Origin of the sequence: Weissella thailandensis, from assembly GCF_001932615.1 — a bacterium.
Classification (GTDB): domain Bacteria; phylum Bacillota; class Bacilli; order Lactobacillales; family Lactobacillaceae; genus Weissella; species Weissella thailandensis.
Window position 1 is genome coordinate 740,798 of the sequence record NZ_CP014332.1, and the last position, 19,399, is coordinate 760,196.

At 38.5% G+C, this 19,399-nt stretch carries 15 protein-coding genes; 13 read left to right on the forward strand and 2 right to left on the reverse strand.

All coding sequences use genetic code 11. The features are described from left to right. The first annotated feature begins 51 nt into the window (after nt 1–51). The 10 genes from gntK to FOL01_RS03685 all read left to right on the forward strand — a co-directional run bounded on the left by gntK (nt 52) and on the right by FOL01_RS03685 (nt 14,111). A complete protein-coding gene (gntK, locus tag FOL01_RS03640; protein ID WP_075269385.1) occupies nt 52–1,584 on the forward strand; it encodes a gluconokinase in 1,533 nt (510 codons plus the stop codon). Between the two features lie 285 nt (nt 1,585–1,869). Further along, complete coding sequence (locus FOL01_RS03645) at nt 1,870–2,961, forward strand: bifunctional glycosyltransferase family 2/GtrA family protein (protein WP_075269386.1); 1,092 nt, start codon at nt 1,870–1,872, stop codon at nt 2,959–2,961. Next, nucleotides 2,951–4,924: a glycosyltransferase family 2 protein gene (locus tag FOL01_RS03650; RefSeq protein WP_075269387.1), complete on the forward strand. Its 1,974-nt coding sequence runs from the start codon at nt 2,951–2,953 to the stop codon at nt 4,922–4,924. The genes FOL01_RS03645 and FOL01_RS03650 overlap by 11 nt, the downstream gene beginning before the upstream one ends. After that, the gene (locus tag FOL01_RS03655) at nt 4,921–6,792 is read left to right on the forward strand and encodes a hypothetical protein (RefSeq protein WP_075269388.1); all 1,872 of its coding nucleotides are present in this window, start codon (nt 4,921–4,923) and stop codon (nt 6,790–6,792) included. The genes FOL01_RS03650 and FOL01_RS03655 overlap by 4 nt, the downstream gene beginning before the upstream one ends. A gap of 34 nt (nt 6,793–6,826) precedes the next feature. After that, entirely contained in the window at nt 6,827–7,993 is a 1,167-nt protein-coding gene (locus FOL01_RS03660) for a GGDEF domain-containing protein (RefSeq protein ID WP_075269389.1), read from the forward strand. Between the two features lie 143 nt (nt 7,994–8,136). Then, the gene (locus tag FOL01_RS03665) at nt 8,137–8,604 is read left to right on the forward strand and encodes a PH domain-containing protein (protein WP_075269390.1); all 468 of its coding nucleotides are present in this window, start codon (nt 8,137–8,139) and stop codon (nt 8,602–8,604) included. Then, nucleotides 8,594–10,060 carry a PH domain-containing protein gene (locus FOL01_RS03670; protein WP_075269391.1) on the forward strand — a complete coding sequence of 489 codons (1,467 nt, stop codon included), beginning with the start codon at nt 8,594–8,596 and terminating at the stop codon, nt 10,058–10,060. Before FOL01_RS03665 ends, FOL01_RS03670 begins: the two co-directional genes overlap by 11 nt. A gap of 76 nt (nt 10,061–10,136) precedes the next feature. Then, nucleotides 10,137–10,694: a LemA family protein gene (locus FOL01_RS03675; protein WP_075269392.1), complete on the forward strand. Its 558-nt coding sequence runs from the start codon at nt 10,137–10,139 to the stop codon at nt 10,692–10,694. Continuing rightward, nucleotides 10,676–12,430 (forward strand): DUF2207 family protein, encoded by a 1,755-nt coding sequence (locus FOL01_RS03680; RefSeq protein WP_075269393.1) that lies wholly within the window; start codon nt 10,676–10,678, stop codon nt 12,428–12,430. The genes FOL01_RS03675 and FOL01_RS03680 overlap by 19 nt, the downstream gene beginning before the upstream one ends. Nucleotides 12,431–12,608: 178 nt before the next feature. Further along, a complete protein-coding gene (locus FOL01_RS03685; RefSeq protein ID WP_075269394.1) occupies nt 12,609–14,111 on the forward strand; it encodes a gluconate:H+ symporter in 1,503 nt (500 codons plus the stop codon). Nucleotides 14,112–14,182: 71 nt separating this feature from the next. Here FOL01_RS03685 and FOL01_RS03690 read toward each other — a convergent pair whose 3' ends face one another. Together FOL01_RS03690 and FOL01_RS03695 are read right to left on the reverse strand one after the other, a co-directional pair. Next, nucleotides 14,183–15,148 carry an IS3 family transposase gene (locus tag FOL01_RS03690; RefSeq protein WP_156834978.1) on the reverse strand — a complete coding sequence of 322 codons (966 nt, stop codon included), beginning with the start codon at nt 15,146–15,148 and terminating at the stop codon, nt 14,183–14,185. Then, nucleotides 15,046–15,585: a helix-turn-helix domain-containing protein gene (locus FOL01_RS03695; RefSeq protein ID WP_075269203.1), complete on the reverse strand. Its 540-nt coding sequence runs from the start codon at nt 15,583–15,585 to the stop codon at nt 15,046–15,048. Before FOL01_RS03695 ends, FOL01_RS03690 begins: the two co-directional genes overlap by 103 nt. A gap of 245 nt (nt 15,586–15,830) precedes the next feature. Between FOL01_RS03695 and yfmF the strand changes: the two genes are divergently transcribed. From yfmF to FOL01_RS03710, 3 genes are all read left to right on the forward strand, one after another. Beyond that, nucleotides 15,831–17,096, forward strand: coding sequence for an EF-P 5-aminopentanol modification-associated protein YfmF (gene yfmF, locus FOL01_RS03700; protein WP_075269395.1), 1,266 nt, complete (start codon nt 15,831–15,833; stop codon nt 17,094–17,096). Further along, a complete protein-coding gene (yfmH, locus tag FOL01_RS03705) occupies nt 17,086–18,366 on the forward strand; it encodes an EF-P 5-aminopentanol modification-associated protein YfmH (protein ID WP_075269396.1) in 1,281 nt (426 codons plus the stop codon). The genes yfmF and yfmH overlap by 11 nt, the downstream gene beginning before the upstream one ends. A gap of 69 nt (nt 18,367–18,435) precedes the next feature. Beyond that, nucleotides 18,436–19,395: a helix-turn-helix domain-containing protein gene (locus tag FOL01_RS03710; RefSeq protein WP_075269397.1), complete on the forward strand. Its 960-nt coding sequence runs from the start codon at nt 18,436–18,438 to the stop codon at nt 19,393–19,395. Nucleotides 19,396–19,399 lie beyond the last annotated feature (4 nt).

Sequence of the window (19,399 nt, forward strand, 5' to 3'; positions counted from 1 at the left end):
ATAAAATTATAGTAAGTGATAAAGCAAAATTAGATTTGAGAGGTTTTAATAATGGATTACCTAATTGGAGTTGACTTAGGAACCACATCAACAAAAGTTGTCCTATTCGATACTAAGGGACATGTTATTGCAAGTGCTAATAAAGGTTACAAGTTATACCGTGATGCACCCGATATGGCTGAAGAAGATCTAGATGAAATTTGGGAAGCGTTTACTGATGCGATGGTACAAGTAACTCGTACTGCCAAGGATGGTAAAATTTTGGGTGTTTCATTTAGTTCAGCAATGCACTCATTGATTGCCTTTGATGCTGACTGGAAGCCTTTGACTCGTGTGATTACGTGGGCAGATGCACGTGCTGTTAAGTACACAGAGCAATTAAAGTCAAGTGGTGTTGGTCAAGAGATTTATAGTAAGACTGGAACACCAATTCACCCAATGGCTCCTTTGTCAAAACTTCTTTGGTTAAAGAATGAGCAAACTGATATTTACAACAAGGCAGCTCATTATTTGGGTATTAAAGAATACTTGTTTAACCGTCTATTTGGCGCTAACAAGATGGACTACTCAATTGCATCAGGAACTGGTTTGTTTAATATCTTTAATTTAGATTGGGATGAACAAGCATTATCAGTTACTGGTGTTGCTAAGGATCAATTACCAGAACCTGTGGATCCATACACTATTGAAAAGGGCATGAATCCACAATATGCTGCTGAAATGGGCTTGGATGTCGATACGCCATTTATTTATGGTGCAGGGGATGGTCCATTATCAAACCTTGGTGTTAACGCTATTCAACCAGGTGTTGCAGCCGTTACGATTGGTACATCAGGAGCTATCCGTGTCGTTACAGATGCACCAAAGATCGATCCAAAGGGACGTACATTTACATACGCCTTGGACAAGGACCACTGGGTTGTTGGTGGACCTGTTAATAACGGTGGTGATGTCTTCCGTTGGGCACGTGACAACATGTTCGATTCAGAAAAGTCAACGGCTGAATTATTAGGGGTTGATTCATACGATCTCTTAACTGAAATCGCCTCAAAGATTCCAGCTGGTGCTGACGGTTTGTTGTTCCACCCATACTTAGGTGGCGAACGTGCCCCAATTTGGGATGCTAATGCGCGTGGTTCATTCTTTGGTTTGACACACAACCATACGCGTGCTCACATGGTACGCGCTGTCCTTGAGGGTATTATCTTTAATATCTACATGGTATCGCTAGCACTTGAAGAGGTTGTTGGTGACTTATCTGCTATCCAAGCAACTGGTGGTTTTGCTCGTTCACCATTGTGGCGTCAAATGGCTGCGGATATCTTTGAGCAACCAGTCACTGTGCCAAAGGCCTTTGAATCAGGTGCCTTAGCAGCAACTGTGATGGCACAAAAGGCTTTGGGATTGGTTGATAACTTAGAAGTTATTGGTGATATGATTGGTGAAGCAAACACTTACCAACCAAATCCAGATAACTATGAGGCTTATCGTGAATTGACACCAATTTTCATTCGTCTATCTCGTCAATTACAAACAGAGTACAAGGCAATTGCTGATTACCAACGTACCCATATTGACAAATAATTAATAAATTTTAAGTAAAAGTGGTTGGACATTATCTTGTCTTAACCACTTTTTTTCGTTGGTAAAAATATTTTTCCTTAGAAAACATCCCGTAACTGTTGTGCTGATAGCATATCAAGGTACGGGATATTTTAGTGTGTCATTATTTTTTTAGCTATCAAAAAAATGGTCTATTTTCTAAAGGAATGCTTACGAATATAAATTGGTATATGTATTGACTTTCAAAAATCATATCAGTACAATTACTTGACCAGATAATATATAGAGAGATATGAGAATTATAAAATGACATTACATCAATTTTATAACATTGGTATACTTATACCTGCTTTTAATCCTGATGACAAATTGATTTATTTATTAGATGACATACACCAACAAACAAAATTTAATCAAAAGATTATTATTGTTGATGATGGATCACTAAATCAAGATATTTTTGAACAAATTACGACCAAGTATGGTCAAAGCATTGTTGTCCTACACCACGATAGTAATCAAGGGAAGGGGCAAGCATTAAAAACTGGTTTCCAATACTTTTTGCAACACTATCAATTTATTAACGGTGTTGCAACAATTGATGCGGATGGGCAACATAAAGTGAGTGATCTTCGAAACTTAGAAGATAATTTTATAAAACATCCTGAAGCGTTGATTATTGGTGGCCGTACTTTTGACGAAGCAGTACCTTTAAGAAGTAGATTGGGTAATCTGGTAACCAATCAATTAGTGAAGGTATTGACTGGTATCCGAGTACAAGACACACAAACTGGACTCCGAATTATTCCAATCAATTATGTGAAATTATTAATTTCATTCCCGACTAACCATTATGAATTCGAATTTGATATGTTATTGGCGACTAAAAAGGCGGGGATTGAACTTGTAGAAGTTCCCATTCAAACGGTGTATTTGGATAATAATGCGACGTCGCATTTTAGGGTTATCCATGATTCATTAGCTATTTACAGTCGCTTTTTTAAGTTTGCGTTTAGTGGTGTCAGTTCGTTTGTCATTGATATTGTTAGTTTCTATGTGTTGGTACATTTTATGATGACATATACTCATGATTTTATTATATGGGCAACGCTTATTTCACGCGTCATTTCAGGACTGTTTAATTATGTCATGAATAAACAGCTCGTTTTTGGTACCCAAACTCGGCAAGCTCTTTGGAAATATAGTGGATTATTTCTTTGCCAATTGGTCGCCTCTGGTTTATTAACGACAATTTTTAGTTATCTAACAGCGTTAAACCAGGCAACTTTTTGGATTAGTTGCATTAAGATAATGGTTGATCTTGGCCTGTTTTTGATTAGCTATCAAATTCAAAAAAGATTCGTATTTCGGGAGGCCAAGGATACTAATGCAGCTTAAACTTCATCAAAAAGTATTATATGGATTAGCGGTTATATTAACGGTTATTTACCTGATTTGGCGAACCTTTTTCACGTTGCCATCGCATGATCACCTTGGTTCATTTGTCGTTGCTATATTACTCTTGCTAAGTGAAATATTGTCTAATATGACTGCGTTTATTATTATTTATTTCCGTGTGAACTTTGATAAAAATAAGAATCAACAACTAGATTTACCTGATATTGCTCCTGAGATTGTCTGGCCGGATATAGATGTCATTATTGTGACACATGATGAAGATATTGAATTATTGCGAAAGACAATCAATGCCGCGGTGAATATGACGCCCGGCCATCATCAAAAAGTTAATATTGTGATTGCTGATGATGGTAATCGACCATCAGTGAAGTTATTGGCTGAAGAATATCAGGTAATGTATATTGATATGCCTGAAGGTAATCAGGCGGCAAAAGCAGGTAATATTAATCACGCTTTAAAATTTATTCAGGCACCGTTATTGGTGGTGTTTGATGCAGATATGATTCCCTTTCAAACTTTTTTGCTACATTCGGTGCCTTATTTTATTCAAAATAAACTGATGCAAAAGCAAGATAATCAAGTGAAATCCTTGGGCTTTTTACAAACACCTCAAAGCTTTTATAATGCTGATATTTTTCAGTATAATTTGTTTTCAGAAAAAACAGCGACCAATGAACAGGACTTCTTTTCACGGGATATCAATATCCTAAATGGCTCAAATGGGGCAGCAATTTTTACCGGATCCAATGCCGTGTTTGCCAGAGAAGCGATTGATGCAGTTGGTGGTTTTCCTGAAAAGACATTGACCGAAGATTTTGAACTAGGCGTGCGCATTAATTTAGCTGGCTACATCAGCTTGGCAACGAGTGAACCAGAATCAAGTGGGATGACACCAATGGCCATCAAGAGTGTTGTTAAACAACGTGTTCGCTGGGCACGGGGTGTTATCCAAAGTGCTCGGAATTTACACATATTGACTAACCGTCAATTACCATGGGTGAACCGTTTGATTTTGATCAATGTGTATCTATATTGGTGGTCTTTTGCAAGAAGAATGTTGTTTATCTTGGCACCCATCTTATTTGCTCTTTGGCATATTAAATTAGTCGATGTTAATTTTTGGCTATTACTTATACTATGGGCGCCAGGATATCTGTTACTACATTATGTGTTAGGGAAAAGTAATACTAACATACGTGGTGAGCGGTGGGGTGAAATACATGAAACCTTTTTTGCACCATATCTTTGGCTGCCTGTTCTTTTGGAGACCCTGGGGATTAAGCAGAAGAAGTTTAAGGTGACCAATAAAAATAATGGACAATCAACACAGGCAATCCTTTATGGTATCCCGTATTTAGCACTGTGGTTGCTTGATGTTTGGGCACTAATTTCATTTAATTACGGTAAATGGGGCTCTGAAATTATGTATGGGGCGATTATCAGTTTTTGGCTGCTTACCCATTTGATTAATTTAACATTTAGTTTGTATATCGCATGGGGTCGCCAGATCAATCGTCAATCAGAGCGTTTTGCCCGATCAGTTAAAGGGTCTATACAAGTCAATGACGAGACAAATATACCGATAACCACAATTGATATATCTGATAAAAGTTTGTTATTTAGACAATCTGAAAGTATTGGTTTGGAAATTGGACGCGAAGTGGTTGTTGAACTTTATCATGCTGGCAAAACGATTACATTCAGTGGGGTTATTCGGATGAGATATGATGACAATACAAGATATGGGCTACAGATTACCTATATTACCTCAGATAATCAAAACAAGTTATATCATCTTATTTACAATGGTAGAAATACGTTACTACCTAGGGAACAAGATTCTTGGATGACCATTTATGATGCACTGTTATTTAATGTTGGTTATCACTTGAAAAATAGCTGGCGAAATATCCAGTCATATAGAAGGATGAAAGAAAAATGATGATGGCAGCAATTCTGTTTGCGTTAGCTTTACTAGGATTTCAGCAGTTAGTGATGTTCCTTAAGGGCAGTCAATATTTATCATGGTTGCTTGCAATTATTGTGCAAAGCTTAGTTGTTTATATTTTCGCACTAGCCCATCAGTTACGAATAGGTATTTGGCTAACGTTCATTAGTGGGCTAATGCTGGTAATAATTTTTTTCGTGGTTAGGCTAAAGCAACGACAGTTACATCAAATAAAGTTACATCTATTTGATGTATGGTTTATGATCTTTGGTATCTTAATCAGCCTAACTTTGTTGAAAAGCCCGTTGATTCATTATGACAATTTTACCCATTGGGCAACCATGGTAAAGTATTTAACTTTCGTCGGTGAACTGCCAGATGCCCAACAAAATTTGGTGACGTTCACTGATTATCCACCAGCTACAGCGATGTTTTTGACCTATTTATCGACGATTGTAGGTTATCATGAAGGCAGTCTACTGGTCGGGCAATTTGTGATTATTGGTGCGGGTCTATATGCCTTATTTGGGGTACTTCGCGATCAACGACGTGCCTTAATAACGGCAGGCTTGGTGTTCATGTTGACGCTGATTAATATCTTTAACATCGCCATTAGATTTAATAACTTGTTAGTTGATTGTCTGATAGCTATTTTAGCGATAGCAGGTATTAGTGCTGTCTATATTCATCAGAATCAACGTGGTTGGCAAATTGTTAGTACAAGTTTGATTGTCAATTTTTTATTATTGACCAAAAGTTCGGCAATGTATTTCGCAATCTTGATATTAATTTATTTTGCCATAGCTAATTTGGCGAAGATTAAAAATAAGGCGCCTAAATGGCGTGAGGTCATTAAAACGACCGCAGTAATTATCTTGACGACTGCTGGAAGTTTTATTGGTTGGTTACTGTGGCGTGTTCATGTCGCTAATGTGTTTACGAAAGTATCCAAACATGCCTTAAACTTGCAAGCCTATCAAAGCCAAGTTGATCATGAATCCGCAAACACACAAAGGTTAATTGTTCAAAAGTTTATGAGTTACATGACTAATACGGACACGTTATTTTTTCGAGGTATCCTATTAGTTAATATTGCCTTATTACTGACTTGGTTAGTGATTCGTGTTGGTCTCCATAAAAGAAGTTATAGTCTGCTTATGTTAGCAATCACTGATTTAGTTACAGCCATCTATATGATTGGTGTACTGGGGATGTATGTCGTTTCAATGCCATATGCTGAAGCCATCAATTTGGCTGGTATTGATCGTTACTTATCAACGATTGTCATATTTAGCATTTTATTAAGTGGTGTCATTATTTTAAATGATATTGACCGAGCATCGTTTCAACCAATTGTTGCGCAACGAAATTCAGCTAGTTTTGCCAATTTACAAACAAAACAGGTGTATCAAGAAAGTACTTTTTTCTTGCTTATCTTTTCAAGTGTTCTGATGTTGTCAGAGATTAATGGTATTAATTTTTTAAATCAAAAGATGAACGATGCATTGCCGATAAAGATGCAGCAGATGGTGCCTAATCAAAATACGTTTAACCACAAACGTATTTTACTTGTTGATGCGAAAGCACAAGACGTTAACAATGCTTATGCAAACTATGTGGGTCGTTATTATTTATTTAGTGATCATGTGGACGGGCGTGAAGCATTTGATGTCTCATCCAAGCAATTTCAGTCAATTATTCAGGGGTATCAATATGTTGTTGTGCCTAGATACCATCAAACTTTTTCAAAATTAACAAGCAAAACTTATCATGAACATGTGCGTACGGGTATTTATAAGGTAACTAATAATGGTATAAAACCGTTATCGACTGCAAAATACTTAGCTGAGATGAATCAATAATATGCTCTGAAATAGTGAATAATAGAGGCATGGGATGGAAAATATAATGGAAATAACAGTCATTATAATTACTTCATTGTTAATTATAATGGGGATTGTTGCAATCGATTACTCAATTAGAACCTGGATCGATAAAGTTAACGGATCGGTAGTCCTAAAAAGGTGGTTAATTTGGTTAAGAGTGGTGATACCAATTGTGGCCATTGTGATGATTGATTTAAATTACTCAGATGCGACTGATATTTGGGGTCGATTAACTGGTTACAGCGTTGAGATATCGATTGCCTGTTATTTTATTGTGCACGTACATGACAAATTATTTGTGTATGCAACGGATTGTATGGCGCATGTTGTCATGTTATTTAATATCAGCGTGTATTTTCCGGCGGTACCAAATTATCAAGATTTTGGTAGGCTACTTCTTTCGTTATTTGGTGTGTTATTAACTATATTTATAAATCATCTTATTTATAGTTATGATGTTTTTAAAATCAGGTCGCGTATCCGATTTTTTGTCATCATTTGTGTGTATAGTATGTCGTGGTGGAGTATTTTATCACTCAATCAAACAATTTCGGGCTATGATCTGCTAGCACAGATGCTTGCTAGTATTGTTAATATTTCGATTATTTTGTCATTGGACCTATTTTTTAGAAAACAGCTCGAGTCGTTAACTCATGAAATCAATGCAGATTTTTTAACGCAAATTGGTAACCGTAAAGCATTTGAATTTGCGTTTCAACAACTATTTGATAAGTATGAAAAAAGACAGCATGATTGGTATCTTGTGATGATAGACATTGATGATTTTAAAAAAATTAATGATCAATTTGGTCATATAGTTGGTGACACAGCATTGCGTCGTTTATCGAAAGAGGTTAATCTACAGTTATATGATCTACAATTAGATGCTTCGTTTTTCAGAATAGGCGGGGAAGAGTTTGCTATTTTGTTGACGCATATTGATGAATCGCATTTACCGCAAATTATTGAACAACTCAAGACAACTGTTGGTCGAATTGATATTACAACTAATGGTGAGCAGTCTGTAAAGATATCTATATCGATAGGAGTTGCTAAGTATCAGCATCATGATAATAGTGCTGCAGTGCTTTACGAAAGAGCAGACTCGTATTTATACGCAGCTAAAAAAGATGGCAAAAATTCAGTGAACTATGAAGGTAATAAGTTAATAAAATAGGGCATGTAAATGTCGATACCGCTAATCTAATTAGATTGGCAGTTTTTTATGTTGTTACATTAAACCCGTTGATAGCGTTTGCTTTCCAAATTCCTTTTATGTTAGGCTTAAACCTATTATGTGAAGGGGTAGGTATTTACAAAATGGGGCAACAATTACCTAAGCGTATCAAAACGGTTTGGCGCTTACAGGCTGGACTTAATCTTTTAATTGATATTGGCATTGTGGTAGGAATCATAGTGTGTCATTATATTTTTTCATGGCCAACATGGCTGATATGGGTGGCAAGTTTGCTTGCGATGATGGCAGCAATCATTCAATTTACGCTGATCCCTTATCGTTATCAATTCTGGCGTTATCAGCTTTCAGAACATGATGTTGAAATCACAACGGGCTTTTTCGTACGTAAAACGACGGCGGTGCCAATCTTACGGATCCAAGATGTGACCTTGTCTGCGGGGCCTTTATTACAATTTAATCATTTACAATCAGTTAAGATTCATACAGCAGCCGCAGTACATGAAATCGGTGGGGTTGATCATGCCACCGCAACACAACTAAAAAATCAAATTATGAATCTAGCCAAGGAGGAGGATGTTTATGACAGTTAAGGCAAAACATCTGCACCCCTTAGCATTAATTGTTTTTTTAGTTGAGGAAGTGAAGACGTGGTGGCTGTTACTATTATTAGGCGCTATTAATGGTTTATGGTGGGTGCTTTTAGCAGCGATTTGTTTAGGATTAGCTTTAATAGTTGGTCGCTATGCCACCATGACTTACGCAATTACAACTAATGAAATTGTGATTAAAAGTGGCATATTTAATAAAAAACAACATCATCTGACTTATCCAAAAATACAAACCTTTCAAACAAAACAATGGTTCTTTATGAAGCCACTGCATTTGGTTAGTTTAAAAATTGAAACATCGGCGCATGTTGACAATCAAGCTGATGCCAGCTTACCGGTGATTACGGTAAAAGAAGTTAGAGAACTGGAACGATTAAAACAGAATAGTTATTCAGAAATAAATGAACCCGCAGAAGCGACATCAACAAACGCCGAACCACAACATTCAGAAACAAAACAGGCACAATATCAAATTAAATGGCGCGACTTAAATTTGTATGCGCTGACTTCATTTAGTGTCGTACCAATTTTAGTTGGAGTGTTGGCGATTTATAGCAACTTAGATGATGTTTTACCAGATCATTATATTAATCAAATATTTAGTCGTTTTAGTCAGCAGACCGCAATGGTGATTATACTTGATGTTGTCTGCTTGATTTTGTTAGCTATCGTGGCTGCCTATTTGTTGATTATTCAGCGTTACTATCACTTTACAATTGTGCACCAAGGTTCACAGCTGACAACGAAAAAAGGATTTTTTCAAACTAGTCGGGTGACCGTCAGACTTAACCGAATTCAAAGTGTGGTGTATGTCCAATCGTGGTTACGACGCTTATTACATTTAACAACTGTTCAGGCGTTGGTAGCAGCAAACGCCTCGGATGATGAAGACAGTGGTGATGTGGTCATTATGCCAGTCGTGCAAACGAAAGATGTGCAACATCAAACCCGCCGCTTTATCAATTGGCTGCCAAGCCAAGATGTTGTACCCGCTTCATGGCGACAAACGAATGCCCATGGTCGTTGGGCATTGATTCGCAACCGCTTGTTAGTAACTGCTATTGTGGTTATACCAACTTGCATTTTTTGGCGTCCCTATGGTTTGTTATCACTAATTTTGTTGCCGGTTGCGTGGGGGCTGGGTGCTTATGTTGGTAAAACAAATGGTCTTGGTGTGACTGAAAATCATATTTTGGTTGCCCAAGTGGGCCGTTTATTTGGTCAAAAGCGCTATTATATGCCTAAGAAAAATATTCAATCAATGCGAATATCGCAGAGTATTTTTATGCGCCGGACAGGACTGGTCCATTTAGAAATTCGTCTACGCAGTGGTAACAGTGAGTTATTAGTTGAGAATCGTTATTTGCCAAAACGTGATGCTCAGACGATTTATAACTGGTACCGTCAGACAGATATGGACAAAGAGGCTATCCAATGATTTATAGTAGGCTTTATGGTATAAAGTAATAGAAGTATCTCGATAAATCTAGCAAAATAGGACAGGAGAGATTGATATGGTATGGGGAATTATTGTTGGTATTCTGGTTGTGATAATTATTGGATGGTTAATTGCTATCTACAACCAGTTGGTGCGTTTACGTGAAAATGTCCGTAATGCCATGGGGCAAATTGCCGCACAAGTTGAAAGTCGTTGGGATGCGTTAACTAATTTAATGCAGGCGACTGAAAAATATCAAACGTACGAGAGCAAAACCTTTGAAAAGATTGTTAATGCTCGTCAAAACGTGTCTGAACGATCAGATGTCGCCGATGTAAATGCGGATGAACAACAATTTAATCGGGTATTAGGGGTCGTCAATGCTTTGGCTGAACAATATCCTGACTTAAAAGCTAGTCATGTCTATCAACAGACAATGACGGCAGTTGATGAGTTTGAGAATAAAGTGCGTCTATCACGAATGGTATATAACGATTCAGTTACGAAATTAAATCGATCGATTCAAGTCTTTCCTAATTTCATGATTGCTGGTTCAATGGGCTTTAGTCAGGAAAAGTACTTCGAAAATACCCAAGGAAAACAGGAGATGCCAAAATGGGAAAAGTCAGAGTAAAATCGCTCTGGTTACTATTTCTGGCATGTATCGTTTCGTTTTTCGTGTTGGGGAATAGCCAGAAGGTTGCGGCTGAACAAACCGTTAATCGCATGAATATCGATGTGTCTTTGAATGATCAAGGAACAGCTACAATTAAAGAAAATTGGTCCGTAACAGCTGATGAAGGTAGTGAAATTTACAAAGTTGTGAAGTTAGTTGGTCCTCAAGAGCTTTCGAATTATCAGGTTAGCATGGATGGCCGTCAATTTACGAGGCAATCAAATTGGCAAACTGATAATAATCGCCAGCAAAAGGCCTATCAATATGGTCAGAATGGGGATGAACTAAATTGGGGAATTACCTCATACGGTACTCATGAATATACGATTCAGTATCAAATCAGTAATTTTGTTGAACAAACGGCCACGAAGCAAATGATTGCTTGGCAGTTTTTAAACAGTGATGTGAAGATTTCGCCTAAAAACTTGCAAGTTGTTGTTCATGATTCAAACCGACAATTATCAGTGGATAATGGTTATGGTGTTTGGGGATTTGGCTTTGATGGGGAAACTGCGTTTAATAAGGGGCAGGTGACCATGCAAAGCAGCAAGAACTTGTCAGAAGATAATTACGTCAAAATGATTGTTCAAATCCCTAAGAATACCTATGGTACGGCATATAAAACGACACGTTCTTTTGATTCCTATATGCAAGAAGCCTTTAAAGGTAGTGATTATAATTATCAAGATTATAAGAACGGGGAAACCGTGAAGAATGATCAAGGACGCCGGCTAGCATTAATTGTGGTGACTGTTGTTATTCTGTTGGTATTGGGTGCTGGTATTTGGTTACTACTGTGGTATCGCAATTACCGTCGTTATTATCCAACTATTAAGACGTTACAAAAACAAACCAAAGGCGAGTACTATCGTGAAATTCCAACCGGTAGTATTTATAATGTTTACCAACTATTGAGTGCCATGTTATCGACGACAGTGACAAGTAATTTCTTGTCAGTCGGGTTGTTACAACTGATGCGTGATCAATATTTGACCATTCAGACAAAAGATGCTGAAAAAAAGCCGAATAAGAAGAAAATCACGTTTATATTGGCTGATAAAGAATTGGCGGCGGATACGCCAGAACCGATTCAAAAGTTACATGAATTATTAAAGCATGCAGCTTCGGATGGTGTCGTGACACAAAAAGCTTTTGGTAAGTACTTAAGCAAACATGGTAAAAAACTTGAGTCGTTAACGAAGGCTTTCAATAACTATAGTCAACAGTATGGTGAGGCCAATGATTTGGTTTATCCGACGAAAACAAAGCGAGTAAAAACTGATGATAAAAAGCGTGATCGGGCAAATCGGGCGGCTAGTTGGTTACAAGGCTTCCGCAAAAAGCCGGCCGCGGATGAAGTTGATTTGAATCTGGCTCGTCTAAAGAATTACTTGCAAGAATTTACATTGATCAATGAGCGAACGCCACAAGAGGTTGGCTTGTGGGATGATCTAATGTTAGCGGCAGCCGCTTTTGGTATTGCTGAAGAGGTTGCCGAGCAATTAACGGTGGCTTATCCAGAGTATCAAGCAGAAAGTGTTTACTATCATGGGTCATTTTTCCCATTCTTTGCTGTTCACCACTTTAGTAGTGGTGCCATGACGACTGCTGTTAGTACCGGTAGTGGTGGCGCCACGAGTATGTCCGGTGGTGGTAGCTTCGGTGGCGGCTCTGGTGGTGGTGGCTTCCGTTGATTATGAACAAGCTGAATTGGTGTGTACCAATTCTGGGACATCAAAAGGTGTCGTAAACGCTTTTTTACGATTTGTACAGTTGTAAAAAGTTAGTGAAAAGGTGTAGAATAACGTAGTTGAGCAATCGCTTACACAAGTGTGAGTGAAATTATTTTTTGATTGAAGAGGTTAGTGTATTATGTTCACAATGCTAACAGGATTATCAATTGACAAATCTACAGGACTGTATCAATGGTTGCTAAGTGATTTTAATATTTGGCCATTTTTGATTCTAGTTCTTGGAATTGCCTTGTTGCTATTTTTTATCCTGAAGTTAAATGTTAATACCTTCGTGGCATTAATTATTACATCTATTTTAGTTGCCCTTGGTCTGGGTATGAACCCAGCTGGAATCGCTGATGCGTTGAAAGACGGTATCGGTGGCACGATGGGTGAGCTGATTGTCGTCTTTGGATTTGGATCGATGATTGGTCGTTTGGTTTCTGATTCTGGTGGTTCCTACCGTATTGCGACAACGCTGATTAGAAAATTTGGTAAGAAGCGTTTGCAGTGGGCAGTTGCCGGTGCATCATTTATCATTGGTATTTCTTTGCTATTCGAAGTGGGACTAGTTGTTTTGATCCCAATTGTGTTTACAATTGCGCTTGAAGCTGAAGTACCTTTGCTTTACTTGGGAATTCCAATGGCTGCAGCCTTGTCTGCTGCTCAAGGGTTCTTGCCACCACAGCCATCACCTACAGCAGTTACTAATATTCTAGGTGCTAACATTGGTATCGTCTTGATGTACGGTATTGTTGTTGCCATCATTGCAATGTTAGTTGCTGGACCATACTTCACTCGTGTTATTAAGAAGTTTGAGCCTAAAGCATTTAAGATTACTAAGAAGCTAGATGCTATTGGTGAAGTTAAGACATTCAAGTTAGAAGATACACCATCATTTGGTTTGGCAATCACAACCTCATTGATGCCCGTTATCTTCATGCTTATTTCAACAATTTACACGTTGGCGGTCAATGGTGGTAAGCAAGTTTACTCAGGTACGATTGGTGATGCTTCATGGAAAGCCATGTCACATGCCACTCAAAGTGGGTACATTACTGATCCATCTGTATTAGATAAGATTGTTGCCATGTTTGGAAATCCTGTGATTGCCATGGTCGTGGCTATGTCATTTGCGATCTGGTCAATGGGACCAAAGCAAGGTCGTACAATGGGTGAAGTTGGTGACTCAATGAGTAATGCCTTGAAGTCAATCGCTAACCTATTGATGGTTATCGGTGGTGGTGCCGCCTTCAAGGGAATCTTGACTGCTGGTGGTATCTCTGATGCAATTGCTTCAGCTTTCTCAAACACGTCATTGTCACCAATTATCTTTGCTTGGATTATTGCTTTGATTTTGCGTGTGTCAGTTGGATCAGCAACAGTTGCTGGTTTGACAACAGCCGGAATCGTTGCACCATTGGTAGCAAGTCAATCAGCTGTCGATCCAGCCTTTGTTGTCTTGGCTATTGGTGCCGGTTCAGTTGGTATTTCACACGTTAACGATGCTGGTTTCTGGATGTTCAAGGAGTTCTTTGATTTGGACGTCAAGCAAACTTTGAAGATTTGGACGGTACTAGAAACATTGATTTCTGTTGTCGGCTTGATCGTTATCTTAGCTTTGTCAGCAATCTTTTCATAATTAATATAAATAAACGTAAAAACTGGGATAGATTTGAAGTGCCACAAAAAAGTTAGACATTTAAATAAATTTTAATTACCTAAGACCTGTTCCCGATATGCAATCGGAGGCAGGCCTTTTGTTTTCAACGAAATACGCTCATGGTTAAACCAATGGACGTATTTGTCGACAATAACACTTAATTCTGCAATATTTTTAATATGTTGTTGGTTAAGACTTTCCCGTTTTAACAGATTAAAAAAGCTTTCAATGGGGGCATTGTCCAAACAATTCCCCTTACGTGACATACTGGGAATAAAGTCTAAAGCTTTTAACTTGGCTTGATAATCTTTCTGTTGATAATGCCAGCCTTGATCGGAATGAATAATCGACTTTGTACCACTTGGTAAATTAGCGCACAATTGGTCTATCGTTTTCATAATTAATTGCTTATCTGGGTGCGCACTAACCTGTAATGCCAACACTTCCTTGGTTGCTTCATCTGTCATTGCTGAAATATAGGCCCAATGTTGATTAGTTAACCGCACTTGGGTCACATCGGTATGAATGACCGTATAAGGCTGGGTGGCATTAAACGTTTGCTTCAGAAAATTAGGTGCTTTAGTACCAATGTTGCCCTTGTATGAACTATATGAACTGGTATGCCTACGGTATATATGATTTTTAATCCCTAATGTATGCATCAATTTAAGGACAGTATTAGCAGAAATTTTAACACCTTGATTTAAAAGTTGACGATGAATACGGCGATAACCGTAGGTTTTGTGACTAGCCAGAAAAATGTTTTGAATCATATTTTGAATCTGTTGATACTTACTAGTCTTTAATAATCGTTTTTTCTCATCATAATAAGTCGCATGTTTCAAATCAAAAAATGTTAGTAGGTCATTAACTGTGCATCTATTCTTACGGTCTCCCCGGACAGAATCAACTGCTAGTGTTTTGGCTTTGTTTGAGAGAGATCCGACCGGGGTGGTAATTTTTTTAATATATCTCGTTCCATTTCTGTTCGAAATAATTGTTCTTTTAAACGTAATATTTCTTCTTCATAGGCTTGTTTTTCACTTAGTGAAAGTGCTGACTGATGTGTAGACTTTACTGGTTTCTTTTTCATTAAGCTAGGCCTTCCTTTTTGACGAGGAATTAATGCAGCTAACCCACCTAGCTTAAAAGCTCTATCCCAGCTATAAACTTGTGAAGCTGAGATGTTAAAAATAGCGGCAACTTTACTAACTCCCACAGCATGAGTTTGATAGTATTCTACCACTTTCAGCTTGAAGTCTAGATCATAACGCCTTCTATGATGTTTAACTGCTAATGCTTCAAGGCCTTGTTCCTTAGCAAGATTTACCCATCCTCTAAGTAAATTCTCGTCTGACAATTTTAATTCTGCTGCGAGCGCATTTAACGAGATGTTTCCCTTACAGTAACGTTGCACGGCATTAATTTTAAAATCAGTTGAATATTTAGTCATGAAAAATACCCCATAATCGTTAGATTTTTGTGTCTAACAATTATGGGGCACTTCAATTTTCTATCTCAGTTTTTTATTTGTCTTTTAGGAAGATGATGACAAATAAAAAAACTATTAATCCTTATGAGGAAATGTGGTAAGTCGCTAGTCGAAAGGTTATACTTAAAGACAATTGCTAATTTTAAGCACATATTTTAAATGAAAGTGAAAATACAAGAGTTATTTTCATCAGAGAAGGTACGTTTGTGGTAACAAAAGAAATTCAAACGGGTGTGTTTGTTCATGTTTTACCGACAAAACAATTTGCAACAACGCACATCGCAGTTAATTTTACGCAACAATTAAATCAACAAACTCTCAATGCACGTGTCCTAGTAAGTAATATGCTGGAAACGGCTTCTGCAAAGTATTCCTCGCAAACCAAGCTTGCTCAGGCTCTAAGCGAAATGACTGGGGCAGCCTTTGGGACAGAGATTTTTAAAGTCGGTCAATTACATACCATTCGCTTGCAATTAAATTTGGTCCACGAAGCTTTTGCAACGACAGATAGTGATATTCTGCGTGATGGGTTCAACTTTTTAAATGAAGTCATTAATCGGCCAATGGGTGACGAGTCAGTTGGTTTTTCACCAGTCATGTTTAATCGACAAAAGGAAATTGCCCTTGATGAAGTTGCTGGTCTTCGCGAAGATAAACCTTACTATGCCTTACGAGAAGCCTTGCAAGCTTATTTTGGCTCTGCAGATCAGGCATTGCCAGCTTTTGGAACCATTTCTGGTTTGCAAGCTACCACGCCACAACAAGCTTGGCAGGTTTGGCAAGAAAGTGTCGCAAATGATCGTATTGATATTGTGGTCGTAGGGGATATTGCCTTAGCCGAGGTGCTTGCAGCAACAACGCAATTTAATTTTGCACCACGCCATCATCAATTGCAGGCAACCTATCAGCAAAAGTTATTCCCACAAGTTAAGCAGGTCAAGTCACAGGATGATGTAAACCAAGCGCGTTTAGTGCTGGGCTATACATTAATGTCGGCTGGCGATGAACGCTTTATTGCTAATGTGTTTAATGGTCTATTTGGTGGCCTGGCGATTTCAAGATTATTTTTAAACGTTCGTGAATCAGCAGGGCTAGTTTATGGTATCTCATCTGATTACAATCCATATACTGGGTTATTGATCGTAGAAGCAGGTGTTGATCAAGTCAATCTAGCTATTACAACAACAAAAGTTAATGAAGAATTACAACGTCTCCAACAGGAATTAGTTCCTGATGAAGAATTGGCAGTAGTAAAACAATTATTAAAGACATCGTATACGATGACCTTGGATCAGCCACTTTATTTAGCAGATCGTCTGTATAATCAACAAGTCTTAGCTCAGCCAATCACTGATGACGCTTGGTTGGAAAAGATTGACGCGGTAACGGCTGAACAAGTTCGAAGTTTAGCACAGCGTGCAGTTTGGCAATTGCAGTATGAAATGGTTGGGGGAGAAGTGAATGTTGGCTAAATCACAAAAATTTTTACCAGCTGAAAGACATCTAACTTTGTCGAACGGTTTGCGGGTGCACCTGCTCCCACGACCAGACTTTCACCAAGTGGTCGCAATGGTCACGGTAGACTATGGTGCTCGTGATCGACTGTTTATGGATCAAGGGAAACTTGTTTCACAACCAGCTGGTGTTGCTCATTTTGTCGAGCATCGTCTGTTTGCACAACCAGATTATGATGCGTTTTCACGATTAAGCGAACTTGGGGCAAATGCTAATGCATTTACGACCCAGACACGAACAAGTTATTATCTGTCAACAACCGTTGGTAATCAAGCAGCATTGCAAGAATTATTGACATTCACGCAAGAACCGTATTTTGACTTAGCAACTGTCCAACGTGAACAAGAAATAATTACGCAAGAAATAGACATGTATGAGGATGACATTAATTCAAAACTATACCGTCTAATTTTGGCGCGTTTATATCCGGATGATCCTTTAGGACAGGACATTGCAGGAACAGTCGAATCGGTTCACCAAATCACGCCGGAACAGTTGCAGTTAGCATTTTCATCATTTTATCAACCAGACAATATGGATGTGGTGGTCACAGGGGCTTTTGATGAAACAAGGTTACTGTCCTTGATTGAAAACTCGCCAGCAGGGCAGCGCGTAGCAGCTAAATCAGTTATCAAGTTGGTGTCAGACTTAAAACCTGTCATCACAACGCCATTAGAAGTGCCTTTAAATGTCGTGCGGAACAAAGTGGTATTGGGTCAACGATGGGAACTAGATTTTGCCAAATTGTCGCGACGTGATATTTTACGAGTGACAATTATTGGTAGTCTCGCTATCGATCTTGTTTTTGGTGAGTTTTCGCCAACGTATATGACTTGGTATAACGATGGTCTCATTGATGATAACTTTAGTGCCGATTTTGACGCGGAACGGCACTTTGCTTATTTGACAATTGCTGCTGAAACGGCAGATCCAGAGCGCGTCATTGCAGCAGTTTCACAGGTTTTGAATGATTTAACGGCGCAAGTTAGTCAACTGACGACCAGTTTTAATTTGGTTAAGAATGATGCCTTAAGTCGTCTGATCAATAAATTAAATCAACTAGAAGAAACGGCCATTCGCTTTGAAGGCCAAACTTTTGATGAGGCAACCTTGCAAGATGAAATAGCTATTTTGCAAGCGCTAACAGTCAATGATATGATTACGGTATTAACACAGACAGCGGTCAGCCCAGTGGCCAGCATAATCGCTCGACCTGATATGTTGTAATTATGTTAAAATGAAATAGAATGCAATTATATTTATTATGCTAAATTTTAAAAGTTAGGATGAGAGATTATGAACGAAGAACGCAATAGCGCTATCGGACAAGAGCTCCAACAGGCTCGACTTGATAAAGGGCTATCACTTGATGATATTCAACAATCAACGAAAATTCAAAAACGCTACTTAGCGGCGATTGAAAGTGGCCAATTTGATCAATTACCAGGTGCCTTTTATGAACGCGCATTTGTCCGTCAATATGCAACGGCGGTTGGAATAGATGCGGTTGCCTTCATGCAAAAATATGAAAATGAAGACGCTGAAACACCACAACCTGATTTAAGTGCAGCACGTGTTGATGCAGATAATGTGACTCGTGCGGGCATGCATCAAAATGAAGAGACAGTTGCTGATAAAACACGAAGCATGATGCCAAAAATCATTATTGGTGTGGTCATCGTTGCGATTATCGCCATTATTTGGGCAGTGGTTTCATCGTTTGCTGGTTCTGCTAAGCAAGAATCAAAGAACCAGTCGACCGTCTCAGTATCAACATCACAAGTTGCTAACAAGGATTCTTCTTCAAAGAAGGCATCATCAAAGTCATCAGCAACGACGTCTTCTGCTAGTGAGTCAAAATCATCAGCATCAAGCAGCTCAAAGAAGGCATCATCAAAATCATCTTCTGAAAAGAAGGAAAAGACAGCTAAAGTTGACTTGGGCGAAAGTAATGTGAGTGGTACGACAGTTACCTATGACTCAGTAAAAGCTCCTAATAAGGCAATGAAGATGCAGTTGAAGGCCGAAGATGGTTCTTCATGGATGCAAGTTAGTGATGCAGCTGGTACCGTATTGTGGAATGGTACTGTGGAAGATAGTAAGACGCAAGAGGTTGATATCCCAACATCAGCAAATGGTGTGCAGGTCTCAATTGGAAATGCCTTAGCAACAAAAGTATCACTAAATGGTAAGTCAGTTGACTTGCAATCTAATAATGCGAGTGTTTGGCACTTGAATATGAACTTTACACGATAAAAAC